At 34.7% G+C, this 12,944-nt stretch carries 15 protein-coding genes; 4 read left to right on the forward strand and 11 right to left on the reverse strand.

Features of this window, described 5'->3' with window-relative positions:
• Positions 1-14: 14 nt before the first annotated feature.
• Together BW732_RS04505 and BW732_RS04510 are read right to left on the reverse strand one after the other, a co-directional pair.
• On the reverse strand, positions 15-617 hold the full coding sequence (locus tag BW732_RS04505; protein ID WP_077275661.1) for a class I SAM-dependent methyltransferase: 603 nt from the start codon (positions 615-617) through the stop codon (positions 15-17).
• Positions 618-1,184, reverse strand: a complete 567-nt coding sequence (locus BW732_RS04510) for an SGNH/GDSL hydrolase family protein (RefSeq protein ID WP_077275662.1) — start codon at positions 1,182-1,184, stop codon at positions 618-620.
• A 120-nt stretch (positions 1,185-1,304) separates the two neighbouring features.
• Here BW732_RS04510 and BW732_RS04515 point away from each other — a divergent pair, with 120 nt between their 5' ends.
• The 3 genes from BW732_RS04515 to guaA are packed head-to-tail and all read left to right on the forward strand — an operon-like array spanning position 1,305 to position 4,370.
• Positions 1,305-1,832, forward strand: coding sequence for an acyl-CoA thioesterase (locus BW732_RS04515; RefSeq protein WP_126844029.1), 528 nt, complete (start codon positions 1,305-1,307; stop codon positions 1,830-1,832).
• Positions 1,833-1,856: 24 nt separating this feature from the next.
• Positions 1,857-2,780 (forward strand): type I pantothenate kinase, encoded by a 924-nt coding sequence (gene coaA / locus BW732_RS04520; RefSeq protein WP_077275664.1) that lies wholly within the window; start codon positions 1,857-1,859, stop codon positions 2,778-2,780.
• 33 nt (positions 2,781-2,813) lie between these two features.
• The gene (gene guaA / locus BW732_RS04525; RefSeq protein WP_077275665.1) at positions 2,814-4,370 is read left to right on the forward strand and encodes a glutamine-hydrolyzing GMP synthase; all 1,557 of its coding nucleotides are present in this window, start codon (positions 2,814-2,816) and stop codon (positions 4,368-4,370) included.
• 319 nt (positions 4,371-4,689) lie between these two features.
• Here the strand turns inward: guaA and BW732_RS04530 are convergent, their stop codons facing one another.
• The 5 genes from BW732_RS04530 to BW732_RS04545 form a co-directional block, all read right to left on the reverse strand.
• Entirely contained in the window at positions 4,690-5,208 is a 519-nt protein-coding gene (locus BW732_RS04530) for a hypothetical protein (RefSeq protein WP_077275666.1), read from the reverse strand.
• Positions 5,209-5,251: 43 nt separating this feature from the next.
• The gene (locus BW732_RS04535) at positions 5,252-5,512 is read right to left on the reverse strand and encodes a helix-turn-helix domain-containing protein (RefSeq protein WP_077275667.1); all 261 of its coding nucleotides are present in this window, start codon (positions 5,510-5,512) and stop codon (positions 5,252-5,254) included.
• Positions 5,513-5,634: 122 nt separating this feature from the next.
• Positions 5,635-5,922, reverse strand: coding sequence for a hypothetical protein (locus BW732_RS11565; protein ID WP_228414975.1), 288 nt, complete (start codon positions 5,920-5,922; stop codon positions 5,635-5,637).
• A gap of 29 nt (positions 5,923-5,951) precedes the next feature.
• Positions 5,952-6,491: a hypothetical protein gene (locus BW732_RS11570; protein ID WP_228414976.1), complete on the reverse strand. Its 540-nt coding sequence runs from the start codon at positions 6,489-6,491 to the stop codon at positions 5,952-5,954.
• 19 nt (positions 6,492-6,510) lie between these two features.
• A complete protein-coding gene (locus tag BW732_RS04545; RefSeq protein ID WP_077275668.1) occupies positions 6,511-7,314 on the reverse strand; it encodes an SAM-dependent methyltransferase in 804 nt (267 codons plus the stop codon).
• A 446-nt stretch (positions 7,315-7,760) separates the two neighbouring features.
• On the opposite strand from BW732_RS04545, the gene BW732_RS04550 reads away from it, so the two are divergent.
• Positions 7,761-9,416 carry a phosphoenolpyruvate carboxykinase (ATP) gene (locus BW732_RS04550; RefSeq protein ID WP_077275669.1) on the forward strand — a complete coding sequence of 552 codons (1,656 nt, stop codon included), beginning with the start codon at positions 7,761-7,763 and terminating at the stop codon, positions 9,414-9,416.
• Between the two features lie 92 nt (positions 9,417-9,508).
• Here BW732_RS04550 and BW732_RS04555 read toward each other — a convergent pair whose 3' ends face one another.
• From BW732_RS04555 to BW732_RS04570, 4 genes are all read right to left on the reverse strand, one after another.
• On the reverse strand, positions 9,509-9,916 hold the full coding sequence (locus BW732_RS04555) for a hypothetical protein (protein ID WP_077275670.1): 408 nt from the start codon (positions 9,914-9,916) through the stop codon (positions 9,509-9,511).
• A complete protein-coding gene (locus BW732_RS04560; RefSeq protein ID WP_161485514.1) occupies positions 9,913-10,350 on the reverse strand; it encodes a LytTR family DNA-binding domain-containing protein in 438 nt (145 codons plus the stop codon). The genes BW732_RS04555 and BW732_RS04560 overlap by 4 nt, the downstream gene beginning before the upstream one ends.
• A gap of 315 nt (positions 10,351-10,665) precedes the next feature.
• Positions 10,666-11,391 carry a DUF2785 domain-containing protein gene (locus BW732_RS04565; RefSeq protein WP_161485515.1) on the reverse strand — a complete coding sequence of 242 codons (726 nt, stop codon included), beginning with the start codon at positions 11,389-11,391 and terminating at the stop codon, positions 10,666-10,668.
• A gap of 200 nt (positions 11,392-11,591) precedes the next feature.
• Positions 11,592-12,554, reverse strand: a complete 963-nt coding sequence (locus tag BW732_RS04570) for a DUF4767 domain-containing protein (protein ID WP_077275673.1) — start codon at positions 12,552-12,554, stop codon at positions 11,592-11,594.
• Positions 12,555-12,944 lie beyond the last annotated feature (390 nt).

Consider the following 12,944-nt stretch of genomic DNA (forward strand, 5'->3'; position numbering starts at 1 on the left):
GCAAATCCTGCGATTTACTCTTTTACACTCACTATAATATAGTAGCCTTTGTCTTTTTTGACAATTTCTGCATTACCAAATGTATCCATCATCCGCTTTTGCGCACTAGGTGCTCCTTGTTTTTTCTGAATCACAATCGTCAGCGTCCCACCAACCTGTAATTTAGCAAATGAACCACTAATAATTTCATGCACAACCTCTTTACCGGCGCGAATAGGTGGATTACTAACAACAGCTGCAAAATCAGTTGCTGTGACACTCTCATAAATATAAGAGGCATAAATGGAAAGATTAGTTAAACCATTTAGTTTCGCGTTCTCACGTGCTAACTCTAATGCCCGCTCATTCACATCGACCATTTCGACTATACGTCCTGTTTTTTTAGCTAACGCTAATCCAATCGGCCCATAACCACAACCAACATCTAAAATAGCCCCATCTGGTAGCTCACTTGCCTCAAACGTCTCAATTAACACTCGTGAGCCATAATCAACCGTACTTTTCGAAAAGACATTACTATCCGTAATGAATTTAAATTCTGTCCCCACTAACTCAAACGTCCACGATTTTCGTTGATGCTCAATATCTGGATTTTGACTAAAATAATGATTCCCCATTTAATTAATTCCTCTCCTTTTTAATTCCTCTGCTAATAAACGACCCAGTAATAAATAGCCCTGCTTAGAAAAATGTAGACCATCAGCTTGCCATAATACCTCTGGCTCAGACTCACCTTGCATCACACTGAATAGATCAACAAATGGAATTCGGTTTAAAATCGCCAATTCTTTAGCGATACCATTATATTCATTGATTCGTCGATATGGTCGGTCACTCTCATTTAATAAACGACGCATAAACGGAGGCCCAACAAGTACCATTTTATCGGCACCAATCGTATTTATCAAATATACTAAATTTTGCCGATATTCTTGGTTATTAATTCCTGAATGGTCAGCGACATCATTCGCACCGAAAAAAACAGTGACGACATCAGGGTTATATCGTACAACGTGATCGCCTACGCGACCGACTGCACCGCGTGTTGTGTCACCAGGAAGGCCTGCATTAATTACCTCAAGATTAGGTAAATAACGCTTGATATGTTGATTTAAGATAAGCGTTATCTCGCCTCCCATATACCCCGCAGTTATACTATCACCAAATAATATTAGTTTACTCATAAAAATTAACCTCCATTCTTCGATATCTCAGACCAACTGTGCTATAATCGTTACGACTTTATTATATATTATATAATAGGAAAAAAGTAAAAAAAAAGGAGAAGTAATATGTCAGCTAATCTGCCAGAAACAAAAAAATGTCGAGAGTCACGTGTCATCCAGACACACATTATCCTCCCGGCTGACTTAAATTCTTATGATGCCTTATATGGTGGAAAATTGATGTATTTAATTGATGATACAGCGTCAATCTCAGCCGCTCGTCACGCTCGTCAACACATTATGACCGCATCAACCGATTCACTAGATTTTTTACATCCATTACTAAAGAATGATTCTGTTTGTATCGAATCTTATGTAACCGGAACCGGAAAAAAATCAATGGAAGTCTTTGTCAAAGTCATTGGAGAAAATCTCCTGACCGGTGAACGCTATTTGGCGGCAACCTGTTTTATGACCTTCGTTGTGGTAAAACCAACTGCTTCCTTTACTAGTGTGGCTAAAGTCGAGCCAGAAACAAATGAAGAACGCATGATTACCAAAGATTATTCACAGCGTCGTGCCCAACGCTTAGAACAATTGGCGCAAAGCAAAGAGTTCGCTAGTCATATTTCACTTGAAATACCGTGGATGATGACTGACAACTAATTAAAACACTTAGGAGTCTTAACTATGGATGAACGTTCGAATTTTTATCAAATTTCACGTGAAGAATGGCAAAGCTTTTACCGTAACGGCGTGCCTCCTCTAACTGATATTGAATTACAACAAATCAAAAGTGTTAATGACAAAATCTCACTCCAAGATGTGCAAGATATTTATATTCCATTGACACATTTATTACATTTATATATGAAAGAATACGAATCACTACATATTAATCAAGGTTTGTTTATGCAACGCTTCGTCCAACCTGCACCCTTTATCATTGGAATTGCAGGAAGCGTGGCAGTTGGTAAAAGCACAACTTCGCGTTTACTACAAATGATGCTGTCACGTAACTTACGTCGTCGCCACGTTCAAATGATTACAACGGACGGTTTTCTTTATCCGACAGATGAGTTAAAGCGTCGGGGAATTTTAGACCGCAAGGGGTTCCCTGAAAGTTATGACATGGATAAACTACTCAATTTCTTAAATTCTGTGAAAAACGGCGAGGATAACTTAAAAATCCCTGTCTACTCACACGAAGTCTATGACATCATGCCAGACGAATTTGAGACCATATCACAACCGGACATTTTAATCGTTGAAGGAATCAACGTTCTACAATTACCCGAAAATCAACAAATTTACATGAGTGACTTCTTTGATTTCTCCATTTTTGTTGATGCAGAACCCGAACAAATAGAAAAATGGTATTTAGAACGCTTTACTTCACTATTAGACCTTGCAAAAGAGGATAAAACTAATTATTATTATAAATATGCAAATGGTTCACGCGAAGAAGCCATTAATTTTGCACGGAGCATCTGGAACAAAGTCAACCAGAAAAATTTGGAAACTTTTATCTTACCGACCAGAAGTCGAGCGGATGTTATCCTGCATAAAACTAAAGATCACGTCATTGACGAAATCTACCTTCGTAAATTTTAACTAAACTATATATAGAAAGATAAGGTGACCCCATTGACCAACGTAACAGATTTTACAGACTTGGAAAAAATCATTGTGCTTGATTTTGGTAGTCAATACAACCAATTAATCACACGTCGTATCCGAGAATTTGGCGTTTTCTCAGAATTAATGAGCCACAAAATCACAGCAGCAGAAATCAAAGAAATCGCACCTAAAGGAATTATCTTCTCAGGTGGACCAAACAGTGTCTATGATGAAGGTAGCTTTTCAATTGATCCTGAAATTTTTGAATTAGGGATTCCAATTTTAGGTATTTGCTACGGCATGCAACTAATGACTTATAAATTAGGTGGCGTGGTATCAAGCGCTGACAGTAAAGAATACGGTAAAGCGATGCTTGATGTTACCTCAAAACAAACAGAATTATTCAAAGACTTACCTGAACACCAACAAGTTTGGATGAGCCATGGTGACCTAGTCACTGAAGTCCCTGAAGGTTTTGACGTTGTTGCAACAAGCCCTAACTGTCCAATTTCAGCAATGGAAAACATCGAAAAACAAATGTACGCAGTTCAATTCCACCCAGAAGTTCGTCATTCTGAACACGGTAATGACGTTTTACGTCGCTTTGCTTTTGATGTCTGTCACTGTGCTGGTGATTGGTCAATGGAAAGTTTTATCGACATTGAAATCAATAAAATCCGTCAACAAGTTGGCGACAAAAAAGTATTACTTGCCTTATCTGGCGGTGTAGACTCAAGTGTTGTTGGGGTCTTACTACAAAAAGCTATTGGCGATCAATTAACTTGTATCTTTGTTGACCACGGCTTATTACGTAAAGGCGAAGCTGAACAAGTAATGGAAAGTTTAGGTGGAAAATTCGGCTTAAACATCATCAAAGTCGACGCTCAAAAACGTTTCTTAGATAAATTAGCTGGCGTTTCTGATCCAGAACAAAAACGCAAAATCATCGGTAACGAATTTATTTACCTATTTGATGATGAGGCTGCGAAACTTGATGGCATCGAATTCCTTGCTCAAGGAACACTTTACACAGACGTTATCGAAAGTGGAACAGACACAGCTGAAGTGATTAAGTCACATCACAACGTTGGTGGTCTACCAGAAGACATGGCATTCACTTTAATCGAGCCATTAAATACTTTATTTAAAGATGAAGTTCGTGCCTTAGGAACAGAATTAGGCATGCCTGACTCAATCGTTTGGCGTCAACCATTCCCTGGACCTGGTTTAGGTATCCGTGTCCTAGGTGAAATCTCTGAAGAAAAATTAGAAATCGTACGTGAAAGTGATGCGATTTTACGCGAAGAAATTGCGAACGCTGGTCTTGACCGTGATATCTGGCAATACTTTACTGTCCTACCGGGTATCCGTTCTGTTGGTGTTATGGGAGATGGTCGTACGTATGACTACACAGTTGGTATCCGTGCTATCACATCAATTGATGGGATGACTGCTGACTTCGCTCGTATTGATTGGGACTTATTACAAAAAATCTCAGTTCGTATCGTAAACGAAGTGGCTCACGTTAACCGTATCGTGTATGATATTACAAGTAAACCACCTGCTACTGTGGAGTGGGAGTAAAAGATATAGATAACTTATACCTATAAACATTGATTTAATAGCATTTGAAGATACTTTAGAACATCTAAAACAAGTTGGTTTGTCTCCAAAAGTGTCTCCAAGAGAAAAGCTTACAACTCTAAAAGTTGTAAGCTTTTTTATTAAAAGATATTTTCATCAGATTCAGTATTGAAATACACTTCTGTTACAATAATAATACCCATTCTGATATAAAAATCTTTTTTTCTTTCACTCCACCCATTCCTAGAGACTATTGCTTCTCTATCATGGTGTCTAAATACATGTGTTTCTTTTCTAAATTTTATTACATCAAATTCATTTAGGAAATCATAGAAGATATGACTTTCAACTTTTCTAAACTTTTTTTATCTTTCAATAAATACTCTACACAATTATTTAAGTTAGCTAATTTATTCTCTTTGCTCTGACCATCAAATGAACCAGTTCCCATTGCTATTTCTTTCATAATATCATCAATTCCATCTTCTACAACAAAAGATGAATCGCCATACTTTCGTTCAATTGTTAAAGTATCTATTAGTGCTCTTCTATCACTCCAAGCAACTTTTGACAATCCTGGGTTTTTACTTTGTATATAGCTTCTAATAGTATCTGAGCCAAATGATTCTAGCGACATTTTTCGTTGAATTGCATTGGAAAATTCCCTTACAACAAAATTATTTTCGTTTAACCACCCCATTATTGCTGAAAATTCAATACTATCCATTCTAGAATAATCACCGAAATCACCTGAATTATATTTTGGTTTCAATAAATCTCTGAAACTTTCAATTACTTGCTCCTCATCCATATACTCAAAATCCCCAATAATTATCACTGACTCTCCTCCATATTACTAATTATTTCTAATTTTATAGTCCCTATGACAACTTCAACATTTCTAAAAACAACCCAATATACTCATCTTTATGAGGCGACTTCTGTAATAACACCAATAACTCTAACAATTCCTCATCATCACTATCTTGAGAGTAAGGTAAGAAAAACTCACTTAGCGACATATCAAATACTTCTAGTATAACAATAAAAGATTCTAAAGACGGGATTCTTTTCCCATTCTCAATAAAACTTATAAACGGTAAACTTAAATTTGCTTTGTCAGCTAACTCTTGCTGAATCATTCCTTTAGACTGTCTTATCTCTCTCAAACTAATTTTTATGTTTTTTACTATGGATCATCTAGGTCAATATCTTAGACACATTTTTGTAGAGACATTTAAGCCATTGCTAAACTCACATTCTATTATATATCGGAATTATCAGTTGAAATATTGTTCAATAAGTTCCACAATTGTTCAGCATATTTTGATTTTGATAATTGTTCAGCTCTATTTTCAATTGTACTTATCATTCCTGAAACAATAACAGTAGCGTCCTTTTCATTTCGTGAACCATTTTGACCAGTTTCAGTAATAAGATGTTTTTCTATAAATTTACTGTAATCATCAAAATTTTTAAAATATAAACTGTATAATTGTTGTTTTTTCAAATCATCCCAATTATTCTTAATTACACTTAAAAATTCTTCCATATAATCGCGTGTGTCAAACGACACATTATCTATAAAAACTTTTTTGCACTCTTTCTTCCCATCTCCATAGGTATTATCCAAAAATTAGCTAAACTATGGTATAAATCATAATATTTACGAAATAACGCTTTATGGCAAGCTTTAGCGTTACTATCCAATATCAATCGTAGTCGCCCTTCTGAATCATTGGGCATATAATAATGTTTTTTTATTAATTCGCCACCAATTGACAATTCCTTAATTATTTCTCCAGCAATTGTGTTAAACGAATTCATTGTATCACCAGCAAAAGAAGAATCTGCAAATGCATTTATATTAAAATCCTTCTTCTCATCGAGTTCTCCTAATACTTTATTTTCAATGTTATGATTTTCAGGTAAAATATCTTTATAAATGATTTCATAAAAAGTAATTGATAAATCAGACATATCAGGGTCAGCTACACCTTTGTATATTTGAGGACTTATCATTGTATTACCAACTTTTTTAATTGATGTGGCAAGTTTATCAACTCTAATTGGAGTTAATAACATTTCTTTTAATTTATCTTGTTGTTCTTTAGATAACATATTTTTTCCTCTCTAACTCTCAAATCAAATCTTTTCGATTTAAACTCGCAAGTAATAATATCGATAAGGGTAATCCTTTATTATTATACACATCAGATAATCCAACATCATAGTTGAATTCTTCAAATAGCTTAATTTCCATTCCAGATGTAACAATGGCATTTATAATTTTTGAAATAGAGTGAGAAAAACTTGTAAATGTTTTTGAATTATACTCACCAGAAATATACGCCATTCCAGAATTTTCAATCCATGGTTCATCTGAAAAATATTTATTTTCAAGAAAAGTTAGATTTTCTGCATGATACTCTGCCTCATAAGGTAATGGCAACATGTTCATAATAGGATGATAGTCATGTAAAATCATTATTCCATCTTTTTTTAAACATTTTGACACCATACGGAATAAATCATTAAGTTCCTCAAACCATGTGATTGCACCAACTGTAAATAATATTACATCATATACTCCTTCATATTTTCCGTCTATTTTAAGGATATCTGTTACAACAAAATTGCAGGGCAGATTTAATATACTAGCATTTTCGACTCCTTGCTGGATTAGATTTTCTGCAATATCGAATCCTGTTCCTTCAATGCCGTAATGCTTAGATATTGATAATAACTCTCGCCCATTATTGCAACAGAACTGGGCTATTTTTTTATTTGACAAATCCATTTCATCTAATACCTTTTTTATACAAGGTTCTACATAATAATCAGATTTGTTTTTTAAATTTGTAGGAACATCATTTCCCCAGCCACTTTTTCTTTGTCGAAAGGCATCTTCCCAAGCTTCTTTATTTTCATCTATATAACTCATAATTTTATTATCTCTCTTTCGATTTTTTTCATAACCTAATCCTCACTTCAACCTATATACCTATAATAACAAAACAATTATAGCATGGATGTTGCCTAATAAGTCTGATACCATTTATACTTTATTTTATCCAAATAGACATTATTTAAGAACGGTTTAGTTCATTATGATAACAAACACAAATAAAAATCTCTTACTATAAAAATCCTTGAATACTTACTCTTTTCATATCCACTTCATTAGCCTCTCCATTCACAGGTTAATTTTATTTGGCTCATCAGCTAATTTTTTTCTATACTGCTAGCGTATTTTCTAATTTCCACTAACTATTAAACTTAAAAACACCAAAAGAACACAATAGTCGAAAATATGTGGATGATATTATACATGTTTGGTTATAAATATGCTAAGCTTATTTTATAAAAATAGTAAATGGAGTGATTCAGATGAGTAGTATTGAGCGGTTTGATATTAATGACATAAGAAAAAATAATCCTGTCTTCTCTAATTTTAAAACTATCATTGAAACAGCCTTTTATGGAAACAATGTTTCAAAAGTCACTGAATTAAAGAAAGCTTATGAGCTAGCTTCTGACTCTCCTGGAACCATAAAAACAGATATACCACTTTTTAAAGCTAAAGAAATGGGTTTACCAGATGATGCCAAAGTTCTCGTATTTAATGATGGAAAAGTATTTGGAAGGACGGCTGCTGCGAGAAGAATCATTGGGCAACCAGGTATTGATTCGGACTATTTTAGTGGTATTTTAAGAGAAGCTATTTATCAAGGACGTTATAAACAATTTTATCACGGAACGGCATTAGTTGGCTTAGACGAATCATTTATGATTAAAACGCACTTAATGATTTCACAAGGTTTTGAAAATAATTTTTACTCTTATTTACTTAATTTTCAAATACTCACTGAAAAATATCAAAATTTATATCGTTTATCAAAAAGCTATGATGAGGGAGATATTTATCTCTATGCTGACCCTGACTGGAGTCATCCAGATTTTCCACATGGACTCGCTCTATTTGATCCAACGCATAACGTAGCAGCTATTCTTGGTTTACGTTACTTTGGTGAATTAAAAAAAGCGACATTGACCTTGGCTTGGGCTGCTGCACATCGGAATAATTTTATTGCCTGTCATGGAGGTGTTAAACAATATGATTTGGACGGAGAGAAATATACTATGGCAGTATTTGGTTTGTCAGGTTCTGGTAAATCAACAATTACTCTTTCCAATCACGACAATAAATTTAATATGAAAGTATTACATGATGACGCTTTTATTATTGAAAAAACTACTGGTGCTACAACGGCGCTAGAGCCTAGCTACTTTGATAAAACACAAGATTATCCCATGTTAGATAACAGTATTAAATACTTTTTAACTTGTCAAAATGTAGGTGTGACCCTTGACAAAGATAGTAATAAAGTTCTTGTGACTGAAGATATTAGAAACGGCAACGGCCGAGCAATTAAGTCTCGCTTTATTATCCCAAATAGAGAAGATCATTTGACTGAAAAAATTGATAGCGTATTTTGGATTATGAAAGATGATAGCTTCCCACCTATTCTTAAAATCAACAACCCTATCTTAGCTTCCATCTTTGGATTAACGCTAGCAACAAAACGTTCGACTGCTGAAAATATTGTATCCAGTGAGGATATGAATAAATTGGTCGTTGAACCATTTGCTAACCCATTTAGATGTTACGCATTAAATGAAGATTATCAAGATTTCAAAAACTTATTTGATGTTGGGGAGACAGACTGCTATATTTTAAATACAGGTTATTTTAGAGGAGAAAAAGTGACCCCTGCTCAAACACTAGAAAGTATTGAAAAAATAGTCACTAAAAAAGCTACTTTTAAGAGTTTTGGGCCATTAGCAGATATCGCTTATTTACCAGTAGCTGGTCATCTTCCTGATTTTGAAAATACTGATTATATTAATAGACTCTCAAAAGCCATGATGAATCGTTTGGATTTTTTAAATCAAATGAAAACGGACATGGCTGGTTATAATGCTTTACCAGAAGAAACCATAGAAGTGATTGAGAAATTAATGCAAAAATTGCAGAAAGATTAACGCTTTTTGACACTCATTTTATGCTTTCATGGGTAAAAGGACTAATAAAAACCGCCAATCTAACATCTCATGTTAGATTGGCGGTTTTCCATTTAAATCAACTGATTTAATTCTTTTTTCAATTGTTTGTTTTTATAATTAGAGTAAAAATAAAAACCGATGATATGACCGATTAGTGTCACACCAATAACTCCTATCCAGTATGGAGCAATGAAATCAAACATCTCAACCGAGTACAATCTTACACCTAGAAACCCACATGCTACGTTAGCAATCGTACTGATTAGAATATTAATACGTGCTTTAAAGGTTGAATATTCCCATAAGTAGGGATAAATAATACCAAAAACTAAGCCAAAGAGTAAACCGATTCCTAAGATATTCCAAACAAAATGAAAGGGAATGTCTTCGTTTAACTGACGAAAACTAATTATTAGCGTTATCCAAAGTGTACTTCCTACTGTTGCTTGCATAAAATTGTTTTTTAATGTGGTCATCATGATAATCTCTCCTTAATTTTTTTAGCGTAGTGGCGGCTGACAATGTATTGGTTCCCATTTTTGGTGCAAACTTCTAATCTAGCATGTTGCTCAACAGTGAAACTAACTAGTTCGTCCAAATTTAAAATAGTCGATTGGTTAATTCTGACTAGATTGTATGCTTCAAGATAGGTTAAATCCTTTAGTCTTTTTTGATAATGATACGATTCACCCGTACGAGTTATTATAAAACTGAGGTGTCCAAGTGTCTCAATAACTTCAATATCTGTAACATTCAGCATGACGGTCCGATTATTACGAGGGTCAATGACTGACAATAAATGTTGTGTGACTGATTGTTTCAAGCGGCTTAATAGCAATTCATTAGCCGGGTGACTAATAATGTCAATTTCATTTTTTGACATGTCTTGATTCCATTGATAATTAACTTTCATAAGATACTTCCCTCCTGTGACTATAGAATACCAAGTCATACTGTCAAACATAACTATTTTTCGATTTGTTGCAACTTTTACTCACTTTGTTGCATTGACGCTTAACTTATCATGTTAAAACCAACTTTCATAAAAACAAACAAGGTTTATCATAATTTGGTCACATTTTAAACGTAGTATATAAGCATACCAACAAATAACCCTAACAAACTTTTTTCATTTTATTTACTCCTCCAAAGTAAATAGAACAACTCCTTTTTAAGCCCTTAGCAAATTGCTAAGGGCTTTTTTTAGTTATTCAAATGATTCTTTTTCTCAATACTTTTTAAGATAGCCTAATAATGCCGTTTGTAAATCATCCGTTAATACAAGCGTATCTAACGTATGAAAATAAACATAAGCCAGCATATCTTCAAACAAAGCCAATTGATAAAAATCTGACAGTTCTTCCAGCGCAAAATAGTGTGATTGTATCCACTGAGCCAACTGCTCTTGTGTAAGTTTTTCTTGAATTAACCCTGTTACAAGTGCCTGAGCTAAGCGACGACCTTTCCCATCAGTAAATGGTTGGCGACTACTTGTTATAACGAACGTCAAACTATCAAGTACGTCAGGCATGAATGACTGATTAAATAAATCATGTCCTACTACTTTACTTAAATAATCACCAGCGTGAGCAAATGCATGAACCCACCCATATTGAGGAGAGTACCCCGTTCTATCGGTTTCTTGATAAAGGTATTGACTAGCAGATAGCCAAAAATAATCACGTACCTCTGGCATTAGCAGATGGTGATAGGGTGACTGCTCCGATCCGTCTACTTGAACGATGAAGCCATTTAGTAACGCAGTAAAACTCCTTGTCAACGTTGCTGGTAGTTTGGTATCCAAGCGGTAACGAATCAAATCTTTGGCCATACTTTGTGTGGATACATAAGCAAATTGTTCCTGGGTTAAAGCGCCTTCAGATAACCCCCGTCCTAATAACGTAAAAACTAAATTGTCACGAATCGTCGGTTCTTCTGACCCAATCTGTTCCATCAACCACTCAATTTCTTCATTTGTGAATGTAAGAGTCGATAGCGCCACTTTCATTTCTAATTGTTTTTGAATAAAAACCCTCTCCTTTTCGTTCTAGTTTATTGACTATAGTATAACAAATTCCCCCTCACTAAGTTCAAAAATAACTAACTATCTAGTTTAAGTAGTTGAGTTGAGCTTGTTGCTGTGATTACAACAACTTATCGTTTAACCGTCACATCTTTCGCAACAGCAACACCTACTCGTTGGTTTTGATTAATTGTTGACGTTTCCCAGACAATACGGACTGTCCCATCGGCATTAGGTGTCAAAGTATATTCTTCAAAACCTCTTGCACCAGTAAGTTGGCGTAAAATCATGCCCCCATTCATTAACTCAATAGCATGACCACCTTTAGTAAATGGGTAGTCAGGAGTTTCGGTTACCAAATGACCAGGATTGTCATCAAACGGCATAATTTCTTTTGAGACTAGGCTTTTTGCTTCTTCATATGTCAGTTTATTGATGGATATTTCTTTAGTTTCTTTGGTTTTATTCGTTGTCTGGCGTTGTTGATCGACTATCTGTGCAAATCCGGCTTTTAATGTCACATTTTCAGTTTCTTTCGTATCCAACGTACCATATTGATAGTAACCTTTATGTTGGCCAATTAGTACTACCGGTTGCCCATTATATATCGTAAACAAATAGCAATGGAGGTCAGGTCCATTAGCTGTTTCAACATCTGCATACACTGCGACTAATTGATAACCAGTCCCATCATTTCCTGTTTCCGACCACTGAACAGGTACAGTTTGCTTATCCACTAATAGTGGAACGTCGCCATTTATTAAACGTTCAGGTAATTGAATCCCATAATAATTCACACTATGATCTGGGGTATACTCTTTGTATGTTTGGCCCATATCATTTCCCCAATCGACCATGAATCGCTGTAGCTTAGTTGCTTTTGCCTCATTCCACAAATCTGCTTGCTTTGCTTCAGACGTAACCGACGTACTTGCTATTGTTTGATTTGGAGTGCTCTGGCTAGTTTGATTCATATGTTTTTTGGTTTGTGATTGGGTGCTAGTAGCTGATGTCTGCGTTACCTGTTGCGTCCTCTGACAAGCAGATAAAATAACTAAACTGGCTAAACTCATTATAACGTAACTTTTTTTCACTCACTATCTCTCCTTATTCTTGCACAATTGAATCTAATCACTTTGCATATCACAATCTAAATAAAGTATAACTAAGTAGCCAGTCTTAATATGACTACTTAATTATACTTTCGAATAAATTTGGAGACTTCCCATAATGAGCTAAAAAGATAACTATAAAAATCAATTGTTATCTTTAATTTTTTTTTGGCAACTGCTTATCTAGTCATATTATGAATAGATATTTTGCTATACTGTCTATGATGTCTTTTACATAAAAACCGCTTAGCAAAAAACATTAAAGGGACGCGACGATTTTTTTAGATGAAACTAAGAAAACCATAAAAATAGACATAGATAACGTTTTATTCGTCACCTATGTCTCATTTTTAAGGGTAGACAGTTTCTCCC

Source organism: Vagococcus penaei (genome assembly GCF_001998885.1).
In the GTDB taxonomy this organism is placed as follows: Bacteria; Bacillota; Bacilli; order Lactobacillales; family Vagococcaceae; genus Vagococcus; species Vagococcus penaei.

Excerpts from the sequence above, each read along its gene's own strand:
- BW732_RS04505 (WP_077275661.1), bottom strand. The coding sequence starts at position 617 with ATGGGGAATCATTATTTTAGTCAAAATCCAGATATTGAGCATCAACGA.
- BW732_RS04510 (WP_077275662.1), bottom strand. The coding sequence starts at position 1,184 with ATGAGTAAACTAATATTATTTGGTGATAGTATAACTGCGGGGTATATG.
- coaA (WP_077275664.1), top strand. The coding sequence starts at position 1,857 with ATGGATGAACGTTCGAATTTTTATCAAATTTCACGTGAAGAATGGCAA.
- BW732_RS04535 (WP_077275667.1), bottom strand. The coding sequence starts at position 5,512 with ATGATTCAGCAAGAGTTAGCTGACAAAGCAAATTTAAGTTTACCGTTT.
- BW732_RS11565 (WP_228414975.1), bottom strand. The coding sequence starts at position 5,922 with ATGGAAGAATTTTTAAGTGTAATTAAGAATAATTGGGATGATTTGAAA.
- BW732_RS11570 (WP_228414976.1), bottom strand. The coding sequence starts at position 6,491 with ATGTTATCTAAAGAACAACAAGATAAATTAAAAGAAATGTTATTAACT.
- BW732_RS04545 (WP_077275668.1), bottom strand. The coding sequence starts at position 7,314 with ATGAGTTATATAGATGAAAATAAAGAAGCTTGGGAAGATGCCTTTCGA.
- BW732_RS04550 (WP_077275669.1), top strand. The coding sequence starts at position 7,761 with ATGAGTAGTATTGAGCGGTTTGATATTAATGACATAAGAAAAAATAAT.
- BW732_RS04555 (WP_077275670.1), bottom strand. The coding sequence starts at position 9,916 with ATGATGACCACATTAAAAAACAATTTTATGCAAGCAACAGTAGGAAGT.
- BW732_RS04560 (WP_161485514.1), bottom strand. The coding sequence starts at position 10,350 with ATGAAAGTTAATTATCAATGGAATCAAGACATGTCAAAAAATGAAATT.
- BW732_RS04565 (WP_161485515.1), bottom strand. The coding sequence starts at position 11,391 with ATGGAACAGATTGGGTCAGAAGAACCGACGATTCGTGACAATTTAGTT.